This window comes from Arthrobacter sp. AD-310 (assembly GCF_054656615.1).
Window position 1 is genome coordinate 141,352 of the sequence record NZ_BAAHNO010000022.1, and the last position, 24,989, is coordinate 166,340.

The 24,989-nt window shown below is 61.5% G+C and carries 27 protein-coding genes; 8 read left to right on the top strand and 19 right to left on the bottom strand.

The window, feature by feature from the left end:
* Positions 1-114 precede the first annotated feature (114 nt).
* The 4 genes from ACYQ1Z_RS14325 to ACYQ1Z_RS14340 form a co-directional block, all read right to left on the bottom strand.
* Positions 115-1,809: a hypothetical protein gene (locus tag ACYQ1Z_RS14325; protein WP_459793204.1), complete on the bottom strand. Its 1,695-nt coding sequence runs from the start codon at positions 1,807-1,809 to the stop codon at positions 115-117.
* A gap of 155 nt (positions 1,810-1,964) precedes the next feature.
* A complete protein-coding gene (locus ACYQ1Z_RS14330; protein WP_459793205.1) occupies positions 1,965-3,197 on the bottom strand; it encodes an AAA family ATPase in 1,233 nt (410 codons plus the stop codon).
* Positions 3,198-3,318: 121 nt separating this feature from the next.
* Complete coding sequence (locus ACYQ1Z_RS14335; protein WP_459793207.1) at positions 3,319-3,651, bottom strand: hypothetical protein; 333 nt, start codon at positions 3,649-3,651, stop codon at positions 3,319-3,321.
* Positions 3,648-3,881, bottom strand: coding sequence for a hypothetical protein (locus ACYQ1Z_RS14340; RefSeq protein ID WP_459793208.1), 234 nt, complete (start codon positions 3,879-3,881; stop codon positions 3,648-3,650). Before ACYQ1Z_RS14340 ends, ACYQ1Z_RS14335 begins: the two co-directional genes overlap by 4 nt.
* Before the next feature lie 372 nt (positions 3,882-4,253).
* Here ACYQ1Z_RS14340 and ACYQ1Z_RS14345 point away from each other — a divergent pair, with 372 nt between their 5' ends.
* From ACYQ1Z_RS14345 to ACYQ1Z_RS14360, 4 genes are all read left to right on the top strand, one after another.
* Positions 4,254-4,808, top strand: a complete 555-nt coding sequence (locus ACYQ1Z_RS14345) for a hypothetical protein (protein ID WP_459793209.1) — start codon at positions 4,254-4,256, stop codon at positions 4,806-4,808.
* On the top strand, positions 4,805-5,767 hold the full coding sequence (locus ACYQ1Z_RS14350; protein ID WP_459793211.1) for a hypothetical protein: 963 nt from the start codon (positions 4,805-4,807) through the stop codon (positions 5,765-5,767). The genes ACYQ1Z_RS14345 and ACYQ1Z_RS14350 overlap by 4 nt, the downstream gene beginning before the upstream one ends.
* Positions 5,764-6,942 carry an alpha/beta hydrolase gene (locus ACYQ1Z_RS14355; RefSeq protein WP_459793212.1) on the top strand — a complete coding sequence of 393 codons (1,179 nt, stop codon included), beginning with the start codon at positions 5,764-5,766 and terminating at the stop codon, positions 6,940-6,942. The genes ACYQ1Z_RS14350 and ACYQ1Z_RS14355 overlap by 4 nt, the downstream gene beginning before the upstream one ends.
* 78 nt (positions 6,943-7,020) lie before the next feature.
* Positions 7,021-7,473, top strand: coding sequence for a hypothetical protein (locus ACYQ1Z_RS14360; protein WP_459793213.1), 453 nt, complete (start codon positions 7,021-7,023; stop codon positions 7,471-7,473).
* Between the two features lie 48 nt (positions 7,474-7,521).
* Here ACYQ1Z_RS14360 and ACYQ1Z_RS14365 read toward each other — a convergent pair whose 3' ends face one another.
* The 5 genes from ACYQ1Z_RS14365 to ACYQ1Z_RS14385 all read right to left on the bottom strand — a co-directional run bounded on the left by ACYQ1Z_RS14365 (position 7,522) and on the right by ACYQ1Z_RS14385 (position 10,967).
* The gene (locus ACYQ1Z_RS14365) at positions 7,522-7,872 is read right to left on the bottom strand and encodes a hypothetical protein (protein ID WP_459793214.1); all 351 of its coding nucleotides are present in this window, start codon (positions 7,870-7,872) and stop codon (positions 7,522-7,524) included.
* A 124-nt stretch (positions 7,873-7,996) separates the two neighbouring features.
* Entirely contained in the window at positions 7,997-8,542 is a 546-nt protein-coding gene (locus ACYQ1Z_RS14370) for a single-stranded DNA-binding protein (protein ID WP_459793215.1), read from the bottom strand.
* 54 nt (positions 8,543-8,596) lie between these two features.
* Positions 8,597-8,884 carry a glutaredoxin-like protein NrdH gene (gene nrdH / locus ACYQ1Z_RS14375; RefSeq protein WP_459793216.1) on the bottom strand — a complete coding sequence of 96 codons (288 nt, stop codon included), beginning with the start codon at positions 8,882-8,884 and terminating at the stop codon, positions 8,597-8,599.
* Between the two features lie 2 nt (positions 8,885-8,886).
* The gene (locus ACYQ1Z_RS14380) at positions 8,887-9,888 is read right to left on the bottom strand and encodes a hypothetical protein (RefSeq protein WP_459793218.1); all 1,002 of its coding nucleotides are present in this window, start codon (positions 9,886-9,888) and stop codon (positions 8,887-8,889) included.
* Between the two features lie 179 nt (positions 9,889-10,067).
* Entirely contained in the window at positions 10,068-10,967 is a 900-nt protein-coding gene (locus ACYQ1Z_RS14385; protein WP_459793219.1) for a hypothetical protein, read from the bottom strand.
* 200 nt (positions 10,968-11,167) lie between these two features.
* On the opposite strand from ACYQ1Z_RS14385, the gene ACYQ1Z_RS14390 reads away from it, so the two are divergent.
* Both ACYQ1Z_RS14390 and ACYQ1Z_RS14395 read left to right on the top strand, forming a co-directional pair.
* Positions 11,168-11,641 (top strand): LysM peptidoglycan-binding domain-containing protein, encoded by a 474-nt coding sequence (locus ACYQ1Z_RS14390; RefSeq protein WP_459793220.1) that lies wholly within the window; start codon positions 11,168-11,170, stop codon positions 11,639-11,641.
* 163 nt (positions 11,642-11,804) lie between these two features.
* Positions 11,805-13,184 (top strand): hypothetical protein, encoded by a 1,380-nt coding sequence (locus tag ACYQ1Z_RS14395; RefSeq protein WP_459793222.1) that lies wholly within the window; start codon positions 11,805-11,807, stop codon positions 13,182-13,184.
* 51 nt (positions 13,185-13,235) lie between these two features.
* Here ACYQ1Z_RS14395 and ACYQ1Z_RS14400 read toward each other — a convergent pair whose 3' ends face one another.
* From ACYQ1Z_RS14400 to ACYQ1Z_RS14415, 4 genes are all read right to left on the bottom strand, one after another.
* The gene (locus ACYQ1Z_RS14400) at positions 13,236-14,747 is read right to left on the bottom strand and encodes an SNF2-related protein (RefSeq protein WP_459793223.1); all 1,512 of its coding nucleotides are present in this window, start codon (positions 14,745-14,747) and stop codon (positions 13,236-13,238) included.
* A gap of 103 nt (positions 14,748-14,850) precedes the next feature.
* Positions 14,851-15,240, bottom strand: a complete 390-nt coding sequence (locus tag ACYQ1Z_RS14405; protein WP_459793224.1) for a glutaredoxin family protein — start codon at positions 15,238-15,240, stop codon at positions 14,851-14,853.
* Positions 15,237-15,545 (bottom strand): hypothetical protein, encoded by a 309-nt coding sequence (locus tag ACYQ1Z_RS14410; protein WP_459793225.1) that lies wholly within the window; start codon positions 15,543-15,545, stop codon positions 15,237-15,239. Before ACYQ1Z_RS14410 ends, ACYQ1Z_RS14405 begins: the two co-directional genes overlap by 4 nt.
* Positions 15,542-15,970 carry a hypothetical protein gene (locus ACYQ1Z_RS14415; protein ID WP_459793226.1) on the bottom strand — a complete coding sequence of 143 codons (429 nt, stop codon included), beginning with the start codon at positions 15,968-15,970 and terminating at the stop codon, positions 15,542-15,544. Before ACYQ1Z_RS14415 ends, ACYQ1Z_RS14410 begins: the two co-directional genes overlap by 4 nt.
* A 404-nt stretch (positions 15,971-16,374) precedes the next feature.
* Between ACYQ1Z_RS14415 and ACYQ1Z_RS14420 the strand changes: the two genes are divergently transcribed.
* Both ACYQ1Z_RS14420 and ACYQ1Z_RS14425 read left to right on the top strand, forming a co-directional pair.
* Complete coding sequence (locus tag ACYQ1Z_RS14420) at positions 16,375-16,602, top strand: DUF2188 domain-containing protein (RefSeq protein ID WP_459793227.1); 228 nt, start codon at positions 16,375-16,377, stop codon at positions 16,600-16,602.
* A 665-nt stretch (positions 16,603-17,267) separates the two neighbouring features.
* The gene (locus tag ACYQ1Z_RS14425; protein ID WP_459793228.1) at positions 17,268-17,576 is read left to right on the top strand and encodes a hypothetical protein; all 309 of its coding nucleotides are present in this window, start codon (positions 17,268-17,270) and stop codon (positions 17,574-17,576) included.
* A 37-nt stretch (positions 17,577-17,613) separates the two neighbouring features.
* On the opposite strand, the gene ACYQ1Z_RS14430 is transcribed toward ACYQ1Z_RS14425, so the two are convergent.
* From ACYQ1Z_RS14430 to ACYQ1Z_RS14455, 6 genes are all read right to left on the bottom strand, one after another.
* Positions 17,614-18,228 carry a suppressor of fused domain protein gene (locus ACYQ1Z_RS14430; RefSeq protein WP_459793229.1) on the bottom strand — a complete coding sequence of 205 codons (615 nt, stop codon included), beginning with the start codon at positions 18,226-18,228 and terminating at the stop codon, positions 17,614-17,616.
* Positions 18,225-18,566 carry a hypothetical protein gene (locus ACYQ1Z_RS14435; protein WP_459793230.1) on the bottom strand — a complete coding sequence of 114 codons (342 nt, stop codon included), beginning with the start codon at positions 18,564-18,566 and terminating at the stop codon, positions 18,225-18,227. The genes ACYQ1Z_RS14430 and ACYQ1Z_RS14435 overlap by 4 nt, the downstream gene beginning before the upstream one ends.
* Before the next feature lie 50 nt (positions 18,567-18,616).
* Positions 18,617-19,321: an SOS response-associated peptidase gene (locus tag ACYQ1Z_RS14440; RefSeq protein WP_459793231.1), complete on the bottom strand. Its 705-nt coding sequence runs from the start codon at positions 19,319-19,321 to the stop codon at positions 18,617-18,619.
* Between the two features lie 68 nt (positions 19,322-19,389).
* Positions 19,390-19,692 carry a PDDEXK family nuclease gene (locus tag ACYQ1Z_RS14445; RefSeq protein ID WP_459793232.1) on the bottom strand — a complete coding sequence of 101 codons (303 nt, stop codon included), beginning with the start codon at positions 19,690-19,692 and terminating at the stop codon, positions 19,390-19,392.
* 143 nt (positions 19,693-19,835) lie between these two features.
* Positions 19,836-23,129: a hypothetical protein gene (locus ACYQ1Z_RS14450; protein WP_459793233.1), complete on the bottom strand. Its 3,294-nt coding sequence runs from the start codon at positions 23,127-23,129 to the stop codon at positions 19,836-19,838.
* Positions 23,130-23,169: 40 nt separating this feature from the next.
* On the bottom strand, positions 23,170-24,924 hold the full coding sequence (locus ACYQ1Z_RS14455; RefSeq protein ID WP_459793234.1) for a DNA primase family protein: 1,755 nt from the start codon (positions 24,922-24,924) through the stop codon (positions 23,170-23,172).
* Positions 24,925-24,989: the final 65 nt, after the last annotated feature.

The following is a 24,989-nucleotide window of genomic DNA, read 5'->3' on the forward strand; positions in this document are numbered from 1 at the left end:
GGGACGGGAAGGGGCTGTAAACGTCTGCGGGGCGGCTGCCTGGAATTCAGACAGCCGCCCCGCAGGACTTTCGGTGGTGGGTGGAGCGGTAGGGCGTGGTGAAGAGCCGCCCGGCTAGAGGATCAGGCCCAGCATTCGCTGGGCGATAGCCGGCTCGATGTGCTGCATGTTGGTCGTGTAGTTCCGGGCGTAGTGCGTGATCGTTGCCCAGTCCATGGAGGAACACGGCGCGTAGTACAGGTTTTTCGGGTGCTCTTCACGAGTCGTGGGCGGGTACCACTCGAAGTCCGTGATGACCAGCGACAGCCGGCGTTTCCGGACAGGGGACTGGTTGATGTAGTCCCAGATCTGCTTGTACTCGGTGCCGCCGGAAACCTTGGGGATCTTCCTGAACTCATTCCAGATCTGGGCCACGGACTTGTTGGCCGTGCGCAGCAGCACCTCCTGAGAGAGCATGTGCGAGAAGGAGTTGAAGTACAGGTTCACGTTGAGTTTCTTGGCCATCGAGATCAGCATGATCACTGACTGCTGGTAGTTCTCCTCACTGATCGAGCCCGAGGTGTCCACGTAGACGTGGATGTCGGGCATGTAGTGGGTGGAGACGATCCTGCCGGGCTTGTTCCAGTCATCCGGATCGCGCCGGTTGGCCTTCACAAACGTCGACTTGGACTTCCGGAAGACGTTCTGGGACCGGTTGACCTGCCCCATGCGCTTGAGCGCACGCGTCAGGTCCCTGACCAGCTCGACCTTGCTCGGTGCCTGTTTGCGGAACTTCACCTGCGCCGAACGGCCGGTCTGGGTATGCCCCTTGACCATGTTCGAGGCAGCCGCCTGGGCCTTGGCCGCCGCACGGGGGAGTGCGGTCAGCTTGGACAGCGACTTGTTGGACAGGATCTTTACCGGCGAGGCGATCGAGGCATTGATCATCTTCCACTCGGAAGCGACCTTGTTACCGCTTGCCCGCGCGTGTGCCTCCACGTTGACGATGACCAGCGTGCGAGGGGAGTACAACTCCGAGAGCAGGAACGGCAAGGCGCCGGTCTCCGGAGTCGACTGTGCCTGCGCAGCCGCCGCTTCCTTCTGATGGACGTAGTCCATCAGCATGTGGACGATGACCCGGGCGAACGAGTATTCCTCGTTCTCGTCGGAGTCGTCCTTGCGCAGCAGCAGCGATTCGGTGAGGCCCTTCAGGGAGATATTGCTGAACTGGTTCAGCAGGTTGGTGGTATCGGCCGGCAGCACGGAACTGAGTGCGGCCGTGGTTCCGGTGAGCCAGGTCTTGAAATCGTCGAACGCAGCGCTGGACTGGAACCAGAAGCCCATGGTCTCCGGGTGAAATGCGTAGGCGATCGAGGCGAAGAACTCCCCTGCGTCGTTGACCTGCCCGGCCAGCAGCTTCTTGGCGGCCGGAATCACGTCCCCCTGGGCGCTGTAGATGATCGTAGGGGTCGGTGCAGGGAGTTTGTACTGCACTCCGGCCTGGACGGCAAAGAGTTCATTGACCAGCAGCGGGGACTTGGGGTCGTAGTAGACGCTGCCTTGGGCGACCAGATTCTTGACGGAGGACTCAGCTTGCGCGTCGACAGTGTCCCCGAGGCATCGCAGGAGAAGCCCGGTGGTGTCGTCCTTGTCCAGGGTGTTGCCCTTGGAATCGGTGATCGTGACGGGGTGGTTCTGGTTGAGCGGGGTGAACAGCGGATCGACGATGGTCGCGGTGATGCCCGCCACGGGATCGTAATCGCCCGATACGGGGAGCTTGTGCACAGGGCTGAACTGTGCGGGCTTCTGATTGGTGATGGTCAGAGCCATGGTGGGCCTTCTTTCTGATTTAGGGGAGCGGAACGCCGGAGCCGGCTCTGATGAACCGGCTCCGGCGTGTTGCTCTGTGCGGGTGCAGTCTGGGAACTCCGGTGGCTGCCCGGGCTCCTCGAGCGGGACCCCGCACGAGGCGCCAGGGTTCCGGCCTAGAAGATGCCCAGGACCACGCGCATGGACTCGGCGATGGGCGCACCGGTGTCCAGGAAGGCATTGACGTTGCCCTCATCGAGCTGCTGGCTGGCAGCGAGCTTCACCAGATCCTGGGCGTGCTCGGGTTCTAGCTTCACCGTCACCGGTGCCAGTTCTCCGATCAGCCGGGCGTTATCCGTCTTCTCGTAGAGGGCGTAGAGCAGGCTGCCGCTCTTTTCCCGGTCGCTGAGGCCCGTGAGCAGGTCTGCCAGGTCAGAGGCCGTTTGGGCGTTCTTCAGCTGGGAGTAGACCTTCGGACGGGGCGCGGTGTGGGCGGCAGGCTTGCCCGAGGCGCCGTTGGCCAGGGTCTCGGAGATGTTGGAGACCAGGTGGGTGGTGAAGTCGGTGTTGCCGACCTTGCCTTCCAGGATCTCGTTGAGCAGGGTCGTGTCGCGGCCCTCAATCGAGGCAGGGGTCTGGAGGTACTCCTGGAGCGTCTCGGGCTTGACCTTGTTCAGCCAGCGGCTCACGGCGTCGATCGTGCGCGGAGTGGTCAGCTGGAGCATCTCCTCGCCGGAGTCGAACAGATCGGCCACCGAAGCCTGGGCGGTCTTGTCATCGTCGTCGGCGTCCCCGTCGACCACGAGGGCGTTGGGTGCCGACTTCTGGAAGACCAGGGCCGGGTACTGGGTGAGCACCTTGGCAACCCAGGGGTTCAGGTCGTCACCGAGGATGTTCACCAGGGTGGCCGCGTCGGGCTCGACGTTGTACAGCGCGAAGCGTGAAAGCGAAGCCTCGTCCAGGGTGGTGACGTTGCCTTTGTTGTTGCCGGCGATCATCAGGCGGAGGTTGTCCGGCAATGCAACAGAGCCCAGCCGGCGCAGGGTCACCAAAGTCAGTGCGGCCGAGGTGACGTCCGGCGTGGTCCGGTTGATCTCATCCAGGAAGAGGATGGGGTTTTCCCGCGGGTTCGCCAGGGCGTACTCGATGGCTTCCTGCACGACGTGGTGCGGGTAGAAGACCTGCGAGTAGCTCTTGCCATCATCGGTGGGCACCAGGCGTGCACCGGTGAGGTCCGCCTTGTCGGCCAACTGGTTGCAGGGAAGGACGAAGGCCTTGGTGTTCATGCTGCGGGCCAGTTCCTCCACGAAGGAGGACTTGCCGATACCCGGTTCTCCCATGAGGGCCGGAACGATTTCCATGTCGAGGTCGATCGCGATGACATCGGTGAGGGTCTGGGTGAATTTCACGATGATTTCCTTTGGCTTGTGTGGTGTGGAAACGGTGGGAGGGTCGTGCTGGTGAAGCTGTTTGGACGTGCTTTTTCGGGTGGTGTGAATCGGAGGCGGAGCGGTTACGTGCGCCCGGCCGTCACGGCACCAGGTAGGCGATGACCTTGTAGCCGCCGATGCTGGTGGTGTCGCAGATCAGGCATTCGAAGTAGCCGTGGCCGGTGTCTTCCCCCTCGGCGCAGCTGATGTGCCGGGCGGATTCGGCGAAGGCGCGGGCACTGTCGCTCAAGGTGGAGCTGGTCTCCGGGTCCAGGCCGAGTTCCGTCTGGTCGAAACCGCCGATCCAGACGAGCCGGCAATCAGTGCAGATGCGGCCGTGGACTTCGTCCAGGCCCTCCAGGTCGCTGCCGCTGACATCGGGCTGGGGAGGCTCGGTGCCGGGTTCTCGGACCTCGTCGGGCGCCGCGCTCATTGCTTCACCACGAAGGTGTCGGCGGCCGCCGTCTCGTCGGTAACCACGACTTTGGTGCTGAGGTCTCCGGCCAGGTAGAGCGGGCCGATTTCGGTTTCAGCCACCAGGAATCCGGGGCTGATTCTGCTGGGGTAGACCTCTTCGCGGATCATGAGCGTGTCACCGGCAGGGATGACGATTTTCATGCCCGACTTCAGGTCGGAGTTCTTGGTCATGCTGATTTTCGACATGGCTATGGTCTTTTCTCGTGTGCTGACGCGAAGAGAGCGTGGAAAGGAAAGGACTCCGCTCCCAGGCCGGCAGGCAGAAATCACGGCAATCGCAACATCGCTGTTGGTGCAGCAGCCGAAGCTCAAGCTCATGTACCTGCATTCCGGAAGCGGAGTCCCCGAAACCGTCGTCTCGGGGCGGGTGAGGCGCTCAGTGGCGCTCCCCGCCATCGCATCTCCCGGCTACGCAGCGCGTAGCAACCAGCCGCAGGCTGGATGACACACACATGCGCCACGCAGTGGTTGATTTCTCGTCGTAGGACAGCCAAGCCATGCCGGACTGTCAGTGGGTAGTGCCTACACTGGTTTGGAAGCAGACTGGGGAGGGATGCTGTGAGTCCGAAGGAAGCAGGCTCAATCGCGGGTGCTGCCGGAGCCGAGAGTCGCCGGGTTCGCCTCTTCAGGAAAGCGTCATCCCGTGCTCTCAAACCCCATCAGCAGGCACGCGCTGCTTTTGACGGGTTGAGACTTGGGGCCGAAGTAAGACTGGAAACGTTGATTGCAACGGTGGAAGGGGTTCGCGGCCGCCGGATCGTCATTGAACAGCGCGATGAGCTCGGGACCACCAAGGTGTGTGGACTTTGGCTCGCCAAAGACACGGTGGAGCTCGTCTTCCACGGAACACCGCGCAGCGAACTCCACCGTCAGCAGTTCATCCTTCACGAACTGGCCCACATGGTTCTCCGCCATGACGAGACGGTGGTCAGCGCGGATTACGCCTCTACTCTTTTTCCGCACCTGAACGGCGAACGGGTCCGGGCGGTTCTGGCCCGGGAAAGTTTCGACCATGAACACGAAGTTGTGGCGGAACTGCTCGCGGATCTCTTCTCGGCCGCCATAGCGGCCTCGGATCGCGAGCCCGGCCGGTTTTCGGAGGTCTTCGGATGAGCTGGGTCATCGCAGGACTTCTCTGGGCGCTGGTCGTCGCGAAGACGATCACACGGCGGCCTCACGCCAGCAACGTCATGCTGTGGTGTGCCGTCGTCTTCGCCCTCTCGTTCTCGACCGACATCGGTGAGCTGTTCCAGCCTCTTGACCGTTTTCTGGGCGGATGGAACATCACCAACATCGCCGGCCACCTGCTCTTCTCCACCGGGGTGTACCTGCTGTCCCGGTCGGTGATCACTGCGGCTCTTCCGCACAAGGCTGAGCGCGTTGAGCGCTGGAACCGCGGTTTGCTCGGTGTTGTTCTCCTGGCCCAGCTTGCAACCTTCTCCACGGTCGAGACCACTGGCTCTACAGACCGCTTCTCGGTTACTTACGGAACGCAGGACGCCGCCCTCTGGTACGCCATGGTCGAGATCGTCTACACGATCCTCGTTCTCGGCATCACGGCCCTGGTGGCGATGGTTCACCTGGGAAAGTTCCGGGCGGGCCGCTATCGGGTCGGCATGCTCCTGACGGCCATCGGCTGCGTCCTGGCAACAGCCACCGAGATCACGGGCATCGAATATGTGCTCCGGATCCACAGCGGAACTATCGGGGCGCTCTCCTGGTTTGCCCTGCAACACGACCTGCTGTTCGCCCTGGCTGCCCTCACACTGGTGACAGGATTCGCCGTACCTTCCGTTGCGGGATGGGTGCGGCGCTGGTTCCGTCACCACGAGGCCCGGGCAAAGCTTGTAGCCCTTCGTCCGATCTGGGAAGAAGCAACGCTGGGCCGTCAGACCATTGATCTGGATGAATCAACCCCACCCAGCCAGCAGCTGCACCGCATGGTCGTGGAAATCCGTGACGCAAGCCGTGTTGACCCCGAGGTTGCCCGGCGGCTGCAAGAGCGTTTCGACTATCAGGTTGAACAGACGATTGAAGACTCCGAGCGGTTCCTTGCCGGGCACCACGTATGACCGCTGTCTCTATCGGCATGTCTGTGGCGGCCGCAGTTGGAGCAGCCACCTTGGCAGCCGGAACGGCGTTCGCCCGCAGGGCGACACGCAACAGTCACCGCCGGGCCGATACTTTGCCCATCATTGCCTGGAATGAGGACTCCGTGGAGTTGGCGGCCACGCCATCAACGACGGCGCCCGGCACTTTCAGTCTCTATACGAACCAGGGAACCGGCCACGCCCGCATCGGCAGGGTCCTTTCCGCGACCGCTGCAACGGTAGTGCGGGAAATTGAAGCTGTTTACAGGCCCTCGCCGGCGACCCGCGGCTACTGGTCCGGTTACGGCTTCGAGAGCCCCGGAGACCTCGACCTGAAGGCTGAGGAGGTGCTGATTCCAGTGGAGCGGGGAAGTGCTCCTGCCTGGCTCCTGGCTGGCGAAACAACGGACACTTGGGTCATCCACGTCCATGGTCTGGGTGGCCGCAGGGCAGCCTGCCTCCGCGCCGCTCCTGTTTTCAGGGAGCTGGGCCCTACACAGCTGGTCGTCTCCTATGCTGGCGACAGGGACGCTCCCCGGCTCGCTGACGGCCGGCACCACTTCGGGCTTGATGAATGGCGCGATGTCGAAGCGGCGCTGGACTTTGCTGTGTCCGCCGGCGCCCGAACTGTTGTCCTGGCCACCTGGTCCATGGGATCCACCATTGCCCTGCAACTGCTGAACCATTCCCGGCACCGGAACATCATCAAGGGCCTGGTGATGACGTCCCCGGTCATGGACTGGGAGCAAACCCTGCTCGAGCAAGGCCGGCAGGCCGGACTGCCGCATTTTGTTGCACGAGCCGGGTTGCGCCTTATGGCTTCCGGGTGGCTCCACCGGCTCACCGGGCTCGCCACGCCCTTGGATGTGAAGGCCGGATCCTGGTTCGATAACCCACCCACTGATCTTCCGCCAACGCTGATTTTGCACGCAGTTGGCGATCCGCTGGCGTCGTTCGATCACAGCCAGCGATATTCTGCGGAAGCGGATCTGGAGTTCGTGGCCGTTGATGCCCCTGGGCACACGCTGGAGTGGAGCGTTGACCAGGCAGGTTGTGCCGATGCGGTTCGGCGTTGGTGGCAGCGCAGCTTCAGTGGCCACACACCCACAGGACGGCAGGCTCCGATGCTGCTTTTGGGTATGGGAAACCAGTCGTGAATGTGTTCAAGGACTGGTGTCAGAGCGGGGCTGTACGCTGGCGCTGAACATACTCATCGGTTTTTGGGGGAGAACACAATGACAGCAGAAGAGCTCTACTGGTCGGCCAAAGAATATGGACTTGCGGCAGAAGCTCAGTTCCTGGCTTTCGCACAGTCCAAGGGATACAGCCCTAAGTATTTCGGCGGCCACCACAGCAGCAAAGATGTGGTCATCACCCTCGAAGGGGATGAAAGCACCGTCGATGTGAAGGCTGGCTTCCCCTGGCCGGACCGGGGAATCGGCTTCATGGGTCGACGCACCGGCATCAAAATCCGCGCTGATTATCTTGCGTTGGTCGTTCATACCCGCGATGAGTCCTCGCGGCTATTCGGAGACCGGCTCGAATTCCCGCAGCACGACGGGATCTATCTGATGCCCGCCCAGGCCGTGGAGGAAGTGTTCGCACAGGGCCTGAACCGTGCCGGCAAGCCCAGCGGAATGAATCTCTACGCCCAGATCTCGGAGCTGGAGGCATACCGGGTCTCCTGATTCTGCCGACTCGTTGCACCAAGCACCGATTTTCCCGCCCGGTGTGGTTCACGCGGTGAGAACCCCACCCGTCGTCATCAGACCTTGGAATGCATCGAACAGTGCTTTTGAGTCCAGGGCACCGCGGGTGATGTCTTCCACGGCTGTCTGGACATCGTCGGGTGTTCCGTAGAGGTTTTCCTGAGCGTCCGAATCCCACTTCAAGGTGGTTATCCCGGTGCTGTAGTCGTGCGTAAGCAGGCAGCCGGTTCGGTCCACGGTGCTCAGGTCGATGGTGGCTGTTGCGGGGGTTCCGGTTGCGGGGTCGCTCGGTGCGTAGCTGGCTCCGACGATTTCGTAGTAGCCATCGCTGGCGCCGGCTTCCCACAGCGCATCTTCGGGGTGCATGGTCTCGCCCATGGTGGTTGTTGCTCCTTTTTTCGGGTGTGATTGTTGTTAGGCAACAGAAAGCCCCCACCTACAGCCCTTGGTCGGGGCGGGTGTGGAGGCTTCTGTACGGTAGTTTTTGCTCCTGCGAGCTTCTTTAGAAGGGTGGTTCGCTGTCGGGTCCGTTGCCCCAGCCGCCGGCGTTGCTGACACCGGGTGTAGCCCAAGGGTCATTCTGTGCAGGTTGGTTGCCGCCCCAGCCGCCGCCGGAGTTCCCACCCTGAGATCCCCCGTTGCCGCCACCGTTTCCGCCGCCGAAGCCGCCCTGGCCGCTTGAGCGTTGAGTGCGGTTGACCTTGGCGCTGGCCCACCGAAGGCTTGGTCCGATTTCGTCGACCTCCAGTTCGATTACGGTGCGCTTTTCGCCTTCCTTGGTTTCATAGGATCGACTTTTCAGTCGGCCGGTGACGATGACCCGCATACCCTTGGTGAGGGTTTCAGCAGCGTTTTCGGCAGCCTCGCGCCAGACGCCGGCCCGCAGGAAAAGGGTTTCGCCGTCCTTCCACTCGTTGCTCTGCCGGTCGAAGGTCCGGGGAGTGGAAGCGATGGTGAAGTTCGCTACCGCCGAGCCTGAGGGTGTGAATCTCAGCTCGGGATCATTTGTGAGGTTTCCGATCACGGTAATGGTGGTCTCGCCTGCCATGGTGGTGCTCCTGCTTCTGTTGTTGGTGCTGGGTCTTTTTGGTGGGGCTGCTGGTCAGCTAGGGGTTCCTGTCAGCCCGAGGGCAGCCACGGTTGCTTCAATGCGGTCCGGCCGGAAACCGGACCAGTGGTTGTGCTCATCGACGACGACGATGGGCGCCATGCTGTAGCCAAGCTCGTCCATGACGTACTCAAGCGCCGGGGCTGATTGGGTGAGATCGACCTCGCGGTAGGTCAGGCCCTTCTTGTCCAGCGCCCGCTTGGTGGCATCGCATTGAACGCAGGCGGGCTTGCTGTAGAGAGTGAGATGAAAAGCGTCTTCGGTGTTGCGTTCCTCGTCCATGACTACTCCTTTTCACCGTCGTTGCTGGTGGCTGCCCTGCGGGCGATCAGCGACACCGTGGCGTTCATCAGCAGGGGCATGTTGTTCCGGTATTCCTCGTGCTTGGTCCGGTGTGGGATGACCTTCTGCGCAGCCGTGTAGACGAGCCACGCCTGGTCGTTCTCGTCATAGGGGTGGTCCACGACGTCCTTGATGGCCACCAGGATCGCCGCCAGGCGGTTGTAGAGCACACCCAGGATGGAGAACTCCCAGCGGGAATAGTCGTTGTGGAACTTCCCCAGCTCGCGTTTGTGCGGCTGGCGCGTCATGAGCTCGATAATCTCGGCTTCGCGCGGGATCTCCGGCTTGTCCGCGTTGACATCCACCTGGACGGTCGGCGTCTCTACAGCAAGCTCAGCCAGGCTGGCATACAGGTCTGCCCATGCAGGGGCTTGGGGGAGAGCGTCCTCATCAGGCCCCACGTACCGTTCCGCCGGTACGCCGGTACGAGTGAACGTCACCCAGTGATCCAGCAGGATTTCGTACCAACCATGTTCTTCCTTGAGCACCTTCTTGCTCGTTGCCAGCGGGTAGTCCCAGAAGTTCGGAGGCAGCGGCATCAGCAGGTGGTAGCCGCGGCCGGACATCGACAGTTCGCTATACAGCGTTTCGGACATGCCCAGCAATTCGGCTGCCACGTTCGGCGGACAGGTTTTCTCGATGTCCAGTACCAGCACTCCGTCGGTCTGTGCCTGGAGGTAGAAGGCGTTGTTGGCGGCGTTGGGCAGCGCTTTGGTGAGCTCGTTGAGCGTCATCAGGCAGGCATCACTGATGTCCCAGGCGCCGCGGATCCGGCCAGTCTTCATGAGTTCGCGCATGTCGATGGGCATTTTCTCGTTGTCCGAAACAGACCATCGTGAGCGGTCAGCCAGCAGCTGCACGGCGGGGTTGACATAAAAGTCCGGAAAGAGCATGTCCGGGGTGAGTGCGGGCGGCCACTGATCGTGTGGCTGGGGCTGATTCATAGGGAGTCACTTCTCTGGTGATGTAGGTGGCGAAGTCAGTGGGCGAGATTGGGGGATGCGTCGGGGGATGTGTTGTTGGAAGCAGGAAAAAAAGACCCGGAGTGCAAGGCGAGGGACACTCGTTGCACTCCGGGTCTTTTCATGGTGTTGATGCTCTGTTCCTGTTGCGCGGATAGGTTTCAGCCGGAGTAGGAGATGCCCTGGGCAACGGGCTGCTGGCCCGGAGTAACCCAGGGATCCTCGGTGACCGGTCCCGGGCCGAAGGCAGATTCCCCACCGGAGGCTGCACTGGCCGCATTGCGGGCAGCCAGTTCGGCGCGGAGCCGTGCCAGTTCCTGCTCAGGAGTTTCCTGCACCTGCTGCACCGGCTGTACGGCCTGTGCCGCCGGCGCAGGCTGAACGACAGGCAGGGTTGGAGCGGGGGTTGCGGCCGCCGGAGCAGGAAGACCCGTCGCTGCGTCGGTGTTGGCCGGAAGGCCGGCACCTGCTGCAACGGGAGCTGCGTCAGCACCGGAGATCTGCTTCGGGGGAGCCGCGAAGATGATGCCACGGGCAGCAAGCTCGCCGGTGTTCACACCCGGGTTGTAATAGCGGATCGGCTCGTGCAGCAAAACTAGGTCCAGGGACAGACCACAGTTGGCGTAGCCCTTGGGCTTGTAGACGCGAAGCACGAGCGTCACGTCGAGGCCGGCGGCAAGATCGCTTTCCAGGACGACCTGCTCGACTTCCCCTGCGTCGTTCAAGGTACCGACGATCGGCAGGTTGGTGGACTTGTTGTCCATCGAGTAGGACATGCCGTGTTCGGGGTGCTTGGCCGAGGTGAACCGGCGTTCGCTCACGAAGATTTCTTCGGGAGTTGGATTGGCCGGGTAAGCAAAGACGACTTCGGCCTGGGCGAGGTTCACCGATGTGTGGGCACGCCCGACAGGGCTCATCCCGTTCTTCACGCGCTGCGCGTCAGCCTTGACGAGATCCTCGCCGTCGACCAGCTTGGCCAGGCGGGAATAGGTGAGCTTGCCACGAATGTGGACAGTTGCGTTCGGCGTGAGCTGGGTGGCGTTGACCTGGTAGTTCGGCACAGTGGGCCTTCTTTCAATGTGTGGGGGAGAAGTGGGTTGTGTCATTGGAAAACGAGCCTTCTCGGCACTGTTTTCCGGTGAACGTTGTTGAGTGTTCCGGCTTACCTCAACGGTAGCAGTAAGCCCTGAGTTATGAGTAGAATCTAGTGATTATATGAGTGACAGCGTGCTCCCTATGTAAGAAGAAAAGGTTGGCAATTATGGGAACTGAAGAGAGCAGGGCACCCAAGGCGGGTCCATTGGGATACGGCATGGCTCCGGTGGCCGTCGCCGGAGGGATCACGCTGCTGTGTGCTCTTGGTCTGTTGGGCGGAGGCTTTGGTGTAGTCGCGAATGCTCTCGCACCACAGACGCCCACCGGAGTCCACGCCGCCCCGGCTCCCGTGGAAGCCGACCTGAACAATGCCAGCGGAACCGGCACCGATACCGCGGGACCCACCACACCCCCGGAGCGCGGAAGCGCTCCCGCAGAAGTCGCACCCGCCGACACGATCTACCTCATCAAGTGGGGCGACACTCTCTCGCAGATTTCGCTGGGCACCGGAGTCAGCGTGGAGCGCCTGGCGGAGTACAACTCGATCGAAGACGTCGACCTCATTTATGCCGGAGCACTCCTGCGGATCCCGTACATCCTGATCCCCGGTGACGGAAACGCGGCCGCGCCGACAAAATAGACGTCACAGCTGAGGTGTGGCAGCGCCCCTGCATCCAGCAGGGGCGCTTCTTTGTTTCCACGGGTTGCCCCGGCAGATGGGAAGCCGGCCGTCGCCGGTAGAGTGTCTGCGGGATTCTCGGTGATCCCGGGACACCTGGTTTATATGTAGTGGGGGAGGACCCGTGAACGCGGTCAAAGAGACCTGGCGGATTGATGTCGAGCGGCTGCTCGACGGAGAAGATGCCGACAATGCCGCTAAATACTGGGCATGCCGCCCCGGCCGCTTCGGAAAAATTGACTGGGAGCATAAGCCTTCCGAACTCTTTGGCGCGGTCACTCCGGCTGAAGCGGCATCTCTTGCTGGCGCATTTGTCGTCGCCACTTTTGTGGGAGCCCCCTGCGCCGAATGCGGTGAGACTCCCGAGGGGATCACGGTGCCTTCCCGGGCCGCGGCCACCGCCAAGCTGTCAAGGAGCTCAGGAACTCTGTGTGCTTCTTGCCAGGAAGCGAAACTCGACGCCGCGAACGAGCACGGCACGCGAGTTCAGGAGTGGCTGGCGTCTTTCCAGGGAAACCTGCCTCCGGATGAGCTGGAAAGCCTCGACGAAATCCTGCTCCTGGACAAGCTCACTCAGTCCGATCCCTTCAAGGACCGGCGGCTGCGGGGCAACCTTCTCGACCGCGCTCACTTCTCCAATGACGACATCGGCCGTCTCTTTGAGCTTGGCATCATCGTCCCAACAGCTGTTTCCCGCCCCTCCAAGATCGTGTTCGGCGACGAGGGCACGACGTATTACCCCTTTGAAATGGACTGGCAGCCTGCCGGTGAAGGAAGGCTGGAAGACCGCTTTGGAGCAATCGAGCGGCTTTCGTCCCAGGAGATCCACGGGGCGGCGGACAAGTATCCCCGGGAAGTGGAAACGCTGGCCGGCAGGCTGATCGTGATGGAAGCCGAACGGTACCTCATGCAACAGCTCTCCAACCGCGGGATTGACGTCCCTACGGAAGCACAAATGGCACGCTTCCGGGACTCGATTGCTGACGCATGGACGGACTTCGGCCTCGCCCAGTTCTACTATGCGATTTGGCCCGCGTGCGCCAAAGCGGTGGACGCCAAAGCCCGGCACAGTTACATGGGCCGCGACGCAGTAACCGGCTCTGCGGTAAACGCGATTGTGAAAGGCCTGGATGACTTCCGTTCAGGACGGCTGGTCCCAAAGAGCTTCGACCAGCCTTACGATCTTCCGCTGGATTCCAGGACGGTCACGCTCTTTCGCATCGCACTGGATCTCGATCCGCTCTCGGCACTGGCGACCGACGTGGCAGCCGTGCTGGGCACCGAGCCCGAACCGCCGGCGGCGCCCGAAGAGATCCTCGAAGGTGCCCGCATGGTCCACGCCGCATGCCTTGAATCAATGCCCGAAGAGCACGCCTTTACAGCGGCGATGGCCAGCCTGAATTTGCTGGTGCGCTACTACGACCTTGAAACGATCAATGCGGCCCGCGCTGCCTTCGCGGGTGAACGTATGGGGTCGCGCTTCGCCATTCCCGGCAGCGACTAAAGGCACCGCCAGGGGCCTCGTGAGCTGCAAAGCCCATGAGGCCCCTGGCGATCAGACCACTGTCGAGAACAGCGAGGCGTCCACGTCGTAGAGGTCGCTGAACTCCTCGGCCAGCTCGGTGACCTGCGCTGCATCGACGTGCACGGCGCTGATTAGCCCTTCCTGGACCAAGTGCTTCTTCTCCAGGTTCACCGGCAGCCGCATGTCGTGGGTGCCCTTGGTGATCAGGCGGTAGATCGTGACGGGGTTCTTCTGTCCCATCCGGTCCAGCCGCCCGTTGGTCTGGATGTAGTGCTCCAGTGAATACGGCACTGTGTACCAGATCAGGGTGTTGCCGCCGTCCTGGAAGTTCAGTCCGTGACCGGCGCTGGCCGGATGCAGCAGCATCACGGGCACCTTGCCCCGGTTCCACTCCTTGACCATGGCGCGGGAGCCGTCGAAGGGCCGTACATCGTGGCCCAGTGCTGACAGCTTCCGGATCAGTTCCGCCCTGTCAGAGCGGAACATATAGGTCACGATGACGGGCCCGTCGGTGTTCCGGATCAGGTAATCGGTCATCTGGATCTTGTGGTCGTGGATGACCCGGTAATTGTGGTTGTCATCGGTGTACATCGTGCCGGCGGCGAACTGGACGAGCTTGTTGGTCAGTACCGCCTGGTTCTTGGCCACTACGGTGATGAGCGGCTCGCCGGGGTTCTCGGCTGCCAGGTCCAGAACCAGGTCCCGCTTGAAGTCACGGTACGCTTCCAGCTCATCCTTGGTCATCGAGATGTTGACGTCCTCGATGGTGGCCTTGGGCAGGGTGATGCTGGTGTTTTCGGTGCTCATCACCAGGTGCGCCACCCGCGCGTAGATCTCCTCGGTGGCGCCTTCCCGCGGTTCCCACTCAATGGGCCGGTTGTTGGCGAACTTTGTGGGGAGGAAGTACCGGTTGGTGTAGGCGGTGATGGTCTCGCCCAGTGCCAGGCCCTGGTCCAGCAGGTAGACCTGCGCCCAGAGGTCCAGCAGTCCGTTGGGTGTCGGGGTGCCGGTGAGCTCGATCAGCCGGATGATGGCAGGGCGGGCCTGTCTCAGGGCGTGAAAGCGCTGGGAGGAAGGGTTCTTCACCCCTTGGGATTCGTCAACGATCACCGTGGGGAAAGGCCACTGGAAGACCTTGTTCCCGCCGGTGTCGACCACGGGCATGTTGTCCACCAGGTCTTTGACGAGTTCCTGGTTGATGAAATACATCGTGGGCGGATCCGTGAAGACTTCCGCGTAGCGTTGCAGGCGCTTGGCGCGGGAGAGCTTTTTGTCGTTGTCGTTCACGATCAGTGACCGGGTCCGGATCGGGATGTTCCATTTCTCGATCTCGTCCACCCAGGTGGAACGGGCAATGTTGACCGGCGCAATGACGAGGATGTGCCCCGAAGGCCGGATCGAGGCCAGAGCTTGCAGCACCGTGTAGGTCTTGCCGCCGCCGACGCCGAGAAAGATTCCGCAGTGGGGATGGTCGATGATGTATTGCTTGATGAGTGCCTGGTGCGGCAGCAATGCCGGCGGGGACATAGGGGAGACTGCCATGGTGCAACCGTCCTTCTTCTGGCTTCGGAGTATGTGTGTGGGCTTATAGCGGCCGGCAGCAGCAGGTGGGAGGAGATGCTGCCCGGCTGTTCAGGAGGACGTCCTACAGCGCCACAGTCTGTGCTGGGCATCCTTCGCGCACGCCGGCGGCATGAAGGTTCCCGAAGATCTGCTTGAGCTCGACCAGCTTGTCGGGACGGCGTCCGGCCCAGTGGTCGCCCCAGGTGCCGTCCTGAACGACCACAACGGGCATCTGGCGGCCGTAGCGCTCCACGACGTGATCAAAGGCCGTCCTGTTGCCGAACTCGGCGTGGGTCTTGGAGTCTTCCTGGACGTTGAACTCCCGGTAGGGGATGCCGTATTCGGTGAGTTTGGCCTTGGTGTGGTCGCAGGCGGAGCACTCGTTCTTACTGAAGACGGTGACGACTGGAACGGGTTCGGCGTTCGTTGTTGCGGTGTTGTGGGAAACGGTGTCGTTGATGGTGATGCTCATGGGAGCACCTCGCTTTCTGTGATGGGGGAGTGGGCGGGGGAGCTGTCGCGCGCGTGCTTGAGTGCATCGGTGACCGATGAGCCGTCCAGTAGAGCCTGGTAGGCGGCCTCTGCCTGGTTTTCGCCGACGATCAACGCCAGAGTCTTGACCAGCGCACGGGACAGGTCCCCATAGACGCCGTCCTGGGACGCTGCGCTTTCGACGCTGTTGGCCCGCAGACGGGCATGGTCGATGTAGTGGGCCAGAATCATCAGGTCAGGCTCGGTTTCTGCTGCTGCGGGGTGAGGGCGGGTTGGTGTGGTCATGAGGGATCGCTGCTTTCTGTGGAATCGTCCGGAGCTGGCGGCGTTTGAGAGCCTGTTTCGACCCGGTGCATGCACTTCAGCCAGGTCGAGATGTGCGTAACGCCCTGTGATGCGGGGTCAACCGTGTTCTGCCAGGAGATGTTCTCCGGGCTCCAGATGGTGACCGGGTCGTTGGGAATGTACTGCGGTCCCATCTCGACGTCGGTAATGCGCACGACGAGTGGGGTGCCGGTGTATTGCCACAATTGGCCGACCTCGACAGCCACACTGCCCAGATCAGCAGGTGGTTTTGCCGTGACGCTGTATTCGGTGAGCAGGTGGTCTGCCAGGACCTTGGACTGGGTGAGGTTCAAGGTACTGTTCTCATGCACGAAGGCGATCAGGGCTGTTTTGGTGACGGATTTCTGTCTGGTGGCTATGGGCATGGTGAAGGCACTCCGTTCCTTGGGTTGGCGCCGGGGTAGCTGTGATCGCAGAGCGGATCGCATTCGAGGTGCGAGCCCAGTCCCATGCGGCACTCCGGGCACCGGTGTCGGCAGCTCTCTTCGCATGGGGGTCCGACGGCTGGTTCCGCCATCTCGGGCCGGGTGTTTGTGGACATGGTTGTGCTCCTTGATGAGTTCGTTGAGTGGCCGCGGCACGCCCAGCCTGACCAAACTTGAAAAGTAAGCATGCTTGCTATTAGCTTGGTTTCAGCTTCTTCGCTTGGCCCCCATCAGGCGAAGTGGTTGCCAGAAAGGCCCCGCGGTTCCAAGTTGCTGCGGGGTTTTTCGCTACCTGCACTTGCGCAGCAGCTGGCCATGACCAAGGACCGCAGAGGAGTAATGCAATGGCACAGGGTGACATCGAGACGTACCACGAAGACGGCCAGTGGAAGAACAGGCGCGAAGGCACCGACCGGGCGTTTGGAGCCGGCTACAGCACCAAAGACCAGGCGGTAGCCGCCGGCCGGGATGCCGCCCAGGCCGACAATGTCGAGCACGTCATCAAGAACCAGGACGGCCAGATCGCCGAGAAGAACAGCTACGGCCACGACCCTCGGAACGTTCCGGGCTGATGGGCGCGGCGGGCCGGATGTCCGGTCTAAGTTTAGTTGGCAACGCCGACGTGGGCTTTTGCCAATTTGAGTGAGACAAAACTTGCATTGGTCGTCTCACTTGAGTTGGCAATTCAGTAGCCATCGCGACGTCGGATTTCCCGCCAACGAACGTGCAGTCCCGGTTCAGCAAGGATCCAGCAACGCCAACTTGAGTGAGAAAATTGAGCCTGATCCGTAGATTGCCAGGTTCACTGAGAATCTTGCCAAAAATACTGAGACCGGACACCGGAATTGATGCATCAGATGCAATATCAACCGATTTAGGTTGTCATAATCACGGTTATCGGCTCTTTATTTTGGACTGGACTTAGACGGAAAACAGGTCCAAATTGTCCGCTGTCAGTTGAGTTGGCAGTTTTGTCAGAAGACACGGCAGCCCACGGGTTTTGGGCGATCTTGTCAGCGGAGGTGGCAGCGTCACATTCCTGGGTACTCCTAGGCCTTTGCCGGTGACCCAAGGGATTCGGCTCGCGTTTTCAGGACGCACCTTCGGAACTGCCAGATCAAGTGACAGCCAAAACCCCGGATCCCTGTCAGGAGAACTGGCATTTAACCACGTCAGCACTGCCAGATTCACTGACAACGGACACAAATGCCCGCGCGGTCGTGGTTCAATCGTGGGCATGCCCACTAAGAAATATGGACCGCGGACGAAGGCGAAGCCCAAGAATCTTGGATATGCCCGGAAGGCCTACAAGGAGGCCGCCGATCTGGGCGAACTAAAGCTGATCAAACCGGCCCAGCTGCGCGTTGACGGTTCTCCGGCGCTTCAGGAGGGTCAGGTCTACGTCACCAAGGCAGGGACGAAATATCACCCCTACTGGTGCGAGATCATTGCCGCGAAATGGGACAGCGAAGGCAAAGGCATCCTGGTCACAAGGCTGGAAGACGTTGGTGGCCGTCAGGCGTGCCGAAGCTGCACCATCGTCTGATGCGGAAATCTGGCAGAGCGTAGCTCTGCCGGATGGACTAGAGCTTCCTGACTTTGTCCAGCGCACTTCTCAGCAACGCGCCGGCACCCGAGAGCCGTGGGACGATGCCAGCCGGCAGTTCACGGTCGAGGTCCCAGGATCTGACGCCTTCGGCCTCCCAGATGTCGAAGAGGTCATCGGACCGGTTACCGTGTCTGTAGTCGGCTTCTTCGGGGAAGACGGGTATGGTGTCCAGGAAGGCCACGTGGCCGCCGTCGGGAACCTCCAAATTGGGCATGAAGTTGTCCAGTCTTTCCGTCAGGAGCCAGCCGGTGAATTTGCGGCCTTTGATGACCTTCCAGTCGCCTGCGACGAAGACACCGTGTTGCGGAATCGTGCCGGACACGTGGACGTTCAAGGCCATGGTGGCAAAAGCGTCGAGGACTTCCTGGCCGCCGTGGCTGACTCCGGTGAACAGCTCCACGGCGTGGCGGTGGACGTCCTTCCAGTAGTGCCCGGCGCCTGCTGAGGCGTAGAAGTGGACACCCAGCCGTGAGCTGCCGGCCGGCCACTCGAAAACGCCCATCTGCTTTCCAGTCCGGGTGTTCATCTCATGAAGGATCGGCTCTGCGCCGATGGCCTTTGTATAGTGCTGCCGCAGTTCGTCGATCACAGCATCTCCTCGATGTCCTGGCATTGGATGTGGACGCACTCCGCCTGGTCAGGGTGATCACCCCAAATGCTGATGGCGGCGTCCTCTGTCCCGGTCCGGAAAGTGATAACGCTGTCCAGGTAGACAGTCTGGACCTCGATGAGCCGCCTGCTGGAGCGCAGGACGCCCTCGTGCAGCAGTGCCAGGGCAGGATTGGCCGGCGCCCCTGTCCCGATCGTCAGGGTCACGGGGCCGTCGGCGTCGTGCTGGACAGCCACACCCCAAGCGTTTCCGCTGGTCCACCTGCTTCCGATGCCGTCTACATCGGGGATGACGAGCTCCAGGTCGTTCTCAGCCATCAGCCATAGCAGTGCGTTGGGAAATGCAACGGTGGCCCTAAAGTCGGCGCTCACGCTGCTGGCTCAATCAGTTCCGGCCCGTTGTTTCGGACGCTGTTGACGCGGGTACTGACGATCCTGGGCACCAGGGTCGGCTCCGGAAGAGAGTCCAGCAGATGCTGGATGTCGTCCTTGTCGGTCAGATCCGGGTCCAGCCATTCGGCAAAGCGGTCCCTGGGGATGATGACCGGGCTCCGATCGTGGACGTGCCCCAACGCGTCCTGCGTGGTTGTAGTCAGCACTGTGCAGCTGAGCAGCCATTTGCCCGGGTCATCTTCAGGGACAGCCGGATCCGCCCACCACTCGTACAGGCCGGCGAATCCGAGCATCGGCTCCTCTTCGGAGTACAGGTAGTTGGGGATCTTCTTCCCGTCCTCGGTCTTCTGCCATTCAAAATAGCCGTCCGCAGGCAAAATCCCGCGTCTCTTCACGGCGGCTTTGCGAAACGACGGCTTCTCCAGGATGCTCTCGCTCCTGGCATTGATGAGCTTGTTACCGATCTTGATGTCCTTCGCCCAGGACGGCACCAGGCCCCAGTGGGCCACGAGCAGATGCCGCTCGATGCTGCCTTCGTCAATCCGCTCAGCCACAATGGGCACGCTCTGAGTGGGTGCCACGTTCCAACTGGGCGGCGGCGGCGTGCCTTCCACCTCCTTGGCGTCAAAGTAGCTCAGAAGGTCACCGGTGGCCTTGGACATCACGTATCTGCCGCACATGCGCCCATTCTGCCTGAATGGCACGTCGGGCGGCCGCTGAGGAGGCGTGAAAGCAATTTTGGTTTCTGTCATTGGGTGAGTTGCGCGGGTGGTCGGATAAGCTCGGCGAGCAGTTCATCGACCAGTTCTTTGGAGTTGGCGACGTGGACGATTGCTCCGTGGCTGCGCATGTCTTTGATGACTTCCTGCTGGAGCCGCCGCAGCCCCTCACTGGGGGCTTTGAGTTCCACAAAGACGGTCCATCCGTGGCCGATGATGACCCGGTCGGGAACGCCGCGGGTGCCGGGTGACGTGAATTTGAGGCACATGAACCCCAGGGCCTTGCACCGCTTGAGGAAGTACTTCTCGACGACGCCTTCGGGCGTGGGCATGGTGGGGCTCCTGTCTATGCAGTTGGGGTGCAGTAAAGATGCGTTCGATGTGCAGTGTCTGTGCAGGTGCGGACGCAACGAACGGCAGCCACGGGCCCGTATGGGTCCGTAACTGCCGTCCGTGCTGGATCCCGGGAGAGGCGCTATGCGAGGGCAGACACCAGGTCCTCTGCCGGTTCTTCGTCCTCCTGAGCGAGGGGTCCGTTCAGGACCTGATCGTTCTCGGTCCTGTTCATCCAGTTGCCCTCGAAGGACTCGGCCAGCATCTGGGTGTAGATGTCCAGGTCCAGATACTCAAGCAGGCTGCGCATTCTGTCCGCCGGCAGGCAGTGCAGATCATCGTTGATGATCAGCACGCTCCACTTCGGATCAATCCCGGAGATTTTCCTGACCGCTACGTCCTGGTTCTCAGGCAGCAGCTTCAGGTTATTCAGGGCCGCATCCATGTGGTCCTTGGCCAGGCCCTGCTGGCGCAGGATGTTCCTGGCGATCGGATCTGTGGAAACAGGGCTCGCCCCGTCCCGCCGGCGCCGGGCGGCCGAGGCCGCGGTCACTGCCCAGGCGCCGGCTGCCCTGAGGCTAACGGCGCCGGGGGTTCCCCGCTTGACGATGAAGATCCGGTTGAAGTGCTGAAGCGCACGCGGGTTCCGGATCTCCTCCGGGTCATCACCTTCTGCCCAGGCATCGGCTGCGAAGGGGTAAGTGATGGAACCCATCGAGGCGGCGATCACGTTCTGGAACAGCTGGGCTGCGTGAACGGGATCATCTTTCTCGATGACAGCGGTAAGGATCTTCCGCCCAATCACCCGGTCCATGGGTTCATTCAGTGACAGCGGTGCGTTCCGCCACTGCGGCTGGTACTCGCCGATGATCAGACGCAGATACTGCGCCAGGCCGTGGTCGAGCACCGCCGGATGAGCCAAGGACTTGGTCGGCTGTGGCCCTGCGTGGCAGGACAGAGAAGCCCCCGAGGCGGAGATGATCTTCGTGTCCCACTTCCTGGACGGATCCTTGGGGACTTCGAGCTCCAGGCGGTTGTTGGAGTCCTTGCTGACCAGCAGCAGCGGTTCCGGCTCGATGTCGACGTGGATCAGCGCAGCCTGTTCGGCCAGCACCCGGTTGTTGGTTTCCTCGTCCAGGACCGAGTACAGGCCATCGGTGTTGGTGGAGATGATTCTTGCCCCCGCCAGGGTCTGGGCCTGCCCGATCCGCCACGAGAACAGCTGGCCGATGATCCGCATGGAGATGATCTGGTTGTTCATTCTGATGGGCGTCTTGTGCGTGGTGTCGCCGGCGCCCGATGCAGTGTTCAGGATCAGCTTGGTTCCGTTGCGCAGCGCCGCGAGATGGGCTTTCTCGGCAGCACTGATGCCCGGCTGCTTCATCTCGCGCCCGTAGCGTTCCTTGTCGAAGAAGATCTTCGCGTAGCGGTCCTGCCCCAGCTCCTCGTTGTAGAACGCGCTCATGTTGCGGAGCATGTTCGGGTAGTAGCTGGTGAAGTCCTCGTGGATGGCAGCGGCCGCGGACGTGAAGGTGTACTTCGGGTTGAGCTTGGTGGACCCGTCCGTCTTGGCAACGAACAGCTCCGGGCTCTTCCCCTGTGGAACCTCACTGTAAGCAGCCCCCTTCTGGGTCGTGTTGGCGAGTACCCTGCGGTAATCGACCACGCGGCCGTTGGGAAGCGTGAGCTTGTGCGGTTCATCCTTGGCCAGTGCCAGCAGGTCCGCCGGGTTGGGGTAGAACTGCTTGGCCTTGGCGATCATCCATTCCGAATCCGGTTCCGCTTTGGGCGCCGTCTTGCGGTAGTGGACCTTCTCGGGGTCGCTGCCCAGCAGAACAGCCTTGTAATTGATCTCCGTGCCGTCAGGCAGCACAACCAGTGCTGCCTGACGCTTGGCCTCGGCGATCAGGTCGCAGGGGTCGGGGAAGAACTCCTGCGTCTCCTTCAGCGCCAGCTGGGCTTCCTGGTACTCGATGATGTCCGTACTGTAGGCAGCCACGTTGGCTTCTGCCCCGTGAATGCCGCCGGTGGAGAACGTCGCGAAGCAGGTTGACGGAGTCCCGTCGGCCATGAAGTACGGCAGGTTGTTCGGCGCCTTGGGGATGGCTGCCAGGGAGGACACCGGACGCCGGCTCAGCGGGTAGACCTTGGCGTACTCCTCGGAGTCGTTGAAATTCTTCCCCTCGATCGACTTGTAGTAGTCGTAGACCTTCATGAATTCGGCACGGGCGGCCGGATCCGCGATGTTCTCGAAGAAGAACTCCCTGGAGGACTCCAGCACGTTCACCCGGGGGATGTTCTGCTCCCTGGCAACTGATTCAGAGGGGTACAGGAAGCTGACGGTCTCGATGTCGTTCAGGTTCCCGTAGGGACTCAGGATGAGGCCCACAAACTTCGCTGAGGAGGCATCCGGCGTCAACCGGCTGCGCCGGACCTTGTTGGGTCGGATATCCGGTGCGTAGTTGCCGTACTTCTGCTCGTAGATCGTTTCCGGGTATTCATCCAGCAGGGCCTTTTTCAGGTCAAAGGCACTGGCGTAGGTGGGGTGTGCAAAGAGTTTGGCCAGGCCCACGACGTCGGAGACGTTGTAGGCGAGCAGGTCCATCAGATCCTCGACCGTGTCCAGGCCGGCGTTGTGGCCGCCGAGACGGTCGGATTCGAGGATCTGGCGGCCAAGCATTCCCAGCAGGCGCTTGAGGCCCACCCGCTGCTGGGACTCGTTCAGCCGGGCGATGTCGATGTGCCGGCCGGTGTTGAGCATGTTCTGGCGGATCTTGTGGACATGCGAGTTCCATCCATCGCCGTCAGCGACGGCCCCCTTGGTGAGGTAGCCGGGCATGTAGGACCGGAACTCATCGCTGAACAGCTGGTTGTTGTGCTCGCGCATGGCCGATGCCTTCACCGGCACGAACTCCGTCCCGGGCCCGACGTGGCCGAAGGCCTCCATCAGGTAGAGCGCGAGCATGACGGTGTCGTAGGCAAAGGAGTTGTAGCCGGCCAGGAAGGGGTGCTTGGTCAACGGGTCATAGTCCGGATCCGTGTCACAGGTGATTCTGAACCGGTCCGGATAAGTCGAGGCCGATGCCGGGTTGTTCACATGCTCGGCATCGGAAAGGCCGAAGACCGAGGCCAGGCGTTCGTTGGCGGCCAGCGTGCTCAGGTCCCAGAAGGTCATGGGCCGCTGTCCGGGGCCTCCGGTGTAGGCCGGATTCTTCTCCACGATGGCCTGCCAGGTCCGGGGAATGTTGATTCCCCCGGACCGCAGCGTGGTCGAGAGTTCATTCTCTGATGGGTCCACCAGATAGAAGACCTCCACGGCGTTGGTGTGCGGAGTGAAGGTACAAAGGGTGAAGACGTTGTTCAACGACTCAATGTCGTAGTAGGTGAAGAGGGCATTGCTCGATGTCACCGGTGTTTTCTGGATCTGGGCGGACATGATGGTGACCTCCTTTGTGAGGTGACGTAGGTGGATGGAATCAAGGGGATGACGTTGCCAGTTCGGATGCCTGGTCTGCGGTTGCAGGGTCGGCTTCACCGGCGGTGAATGGTGTTACGGAGCTGTCGGTGAAGGCACTGGCGCCATCACCGGGTTCCTCAGGACTGTTGCTGTCCGGGCCGGATTGGGGCACCCGCCGCAGCAGTCCCCTGTAGTTCGCCTTCAGGGGGTAGGGCAGGGCCCGCTGCGCCACCGTGGTTCCGGTGTAGGTCTTGTTGGTCCAGTCCTTGAGGTCGTACTCGATGACCAGCGGTTCCGGCTTGGAAAGCTTGGTGGAGGGCCGGATCTTCAATTCCTTGTCCGTGCAGTACCAGGTCTGTGACTGCTTGACGATGCTGACCAGGTCCTTGATGAAGATATTCCTGCCGACCGGCGAGCCCGAGGGCGACGTCTGGGAAAACCAGGCGCGGTACAGGTCGTATAGAAACGGGAATGGCAGCAGGTCCCAGGTGAACTGGTCCTCGAATTCCTGGAAGAAGGCCCGAACCGGATCGTTGAACTGCTTGTATTCGGCAAGCACCAGCTGCGTGGCCTCCGGCTCGGACAGCGAGTAGTAATCCATGTGCAGCACGCGCTTGAGCACGTATTGCAGCACGTCGTCCCGGCGCAGGTAATCGTTCTTGATGTATTTGCGCTCGACACCGGTGAAGCACTTGGTGAAGGGCACGAACAGCTGCCGGCGGTAGAAGGAGTCGGACTTGTCCTTGATCCTGGGGAACTCGTTCAGGCATTGCACCATGAACCCCCAGAACTGGAACGCAATTGGCGTCTTGTGCTTGCGGTTCATCGAGATGACGTCGTTGGTGATGATCGCCTTCAGGTTCGCGGCCTTGTCCACGAATGTGCCGACATCGTTTTCGTCCACGATGATCGCGCTGGCCCGGGTCAGCGGCTCCAGCAGGAATTCCTTGCCGAAATCGTTGATGGGGATCGAGGCATAGGCTGCCGGACCGGTCAGGTTGCGCATGAGTTCGCACAGGGTGCCCTTGCCGTTGTTGCCCTGCTCGGCGTAGAACCAGGCGGACTTGTTCCAGCGGACATGAGGGCGAATGATGGCCCCGAGGATTTCCCAGAGCAGCTCCACGATCTCCTGGTCGTCTGACAGCGAGCTCATCCAGGACTCCACGTCCCAGACGGTCTTGTCACCGGGGTGGGTGATCACCGGGTTGATTGCGTTCGCGTCGTACTCCACCTGCGACTTGCACAGGAACACCAGGTTGGGGTTGAAGGGACGCAGCGTTTTGCTGTGGTAGTCGAAGACGCCGTTCTTGACGGCGATCAGGTCCTTGTCGTCGCAGCGGTAGGTCCGCGGTGCGCCGTCCATCAGGGCTGCCCGGACTTCTTTGAAATCGTTGGTTGTGAGGTCGTAGTTGTAGCTGCGGGCGATCCTGCTGAAGCTGCTGTCACTGGTGAGGTAGATTCCTTCGTCCTCACCCTCATCGCAGTAGACGGCCAGCAGGTCGTAATCAGGATCGGTGTTCTTTCCGGCCGGCGCGATCCGCACTACGCGGTTCAGCTTCAGCATGACCTGGGCGATCTGGGTGCAGGTGAGCTTCTTGAGCAGGACGATTTTGTTGCCGGGTGCACGTCCGGTGTTTTCGAGGGTGAATGAGGCGTTCACTTTGTCGATGAGATCCCGCTCGATGATCGGGGGTGCCGGAGGGTTTTTGGGATCAATGTCGGCAAGGTATTCGTATGTGACCGACCGAATGATCTCGTTCTGCGGGACAGCCATAGCGGTACCTTTCGGGTGTGTGAGTCCCGTTCAACTGCCGGACCGAGTCACGTTGTGGGAGTGCG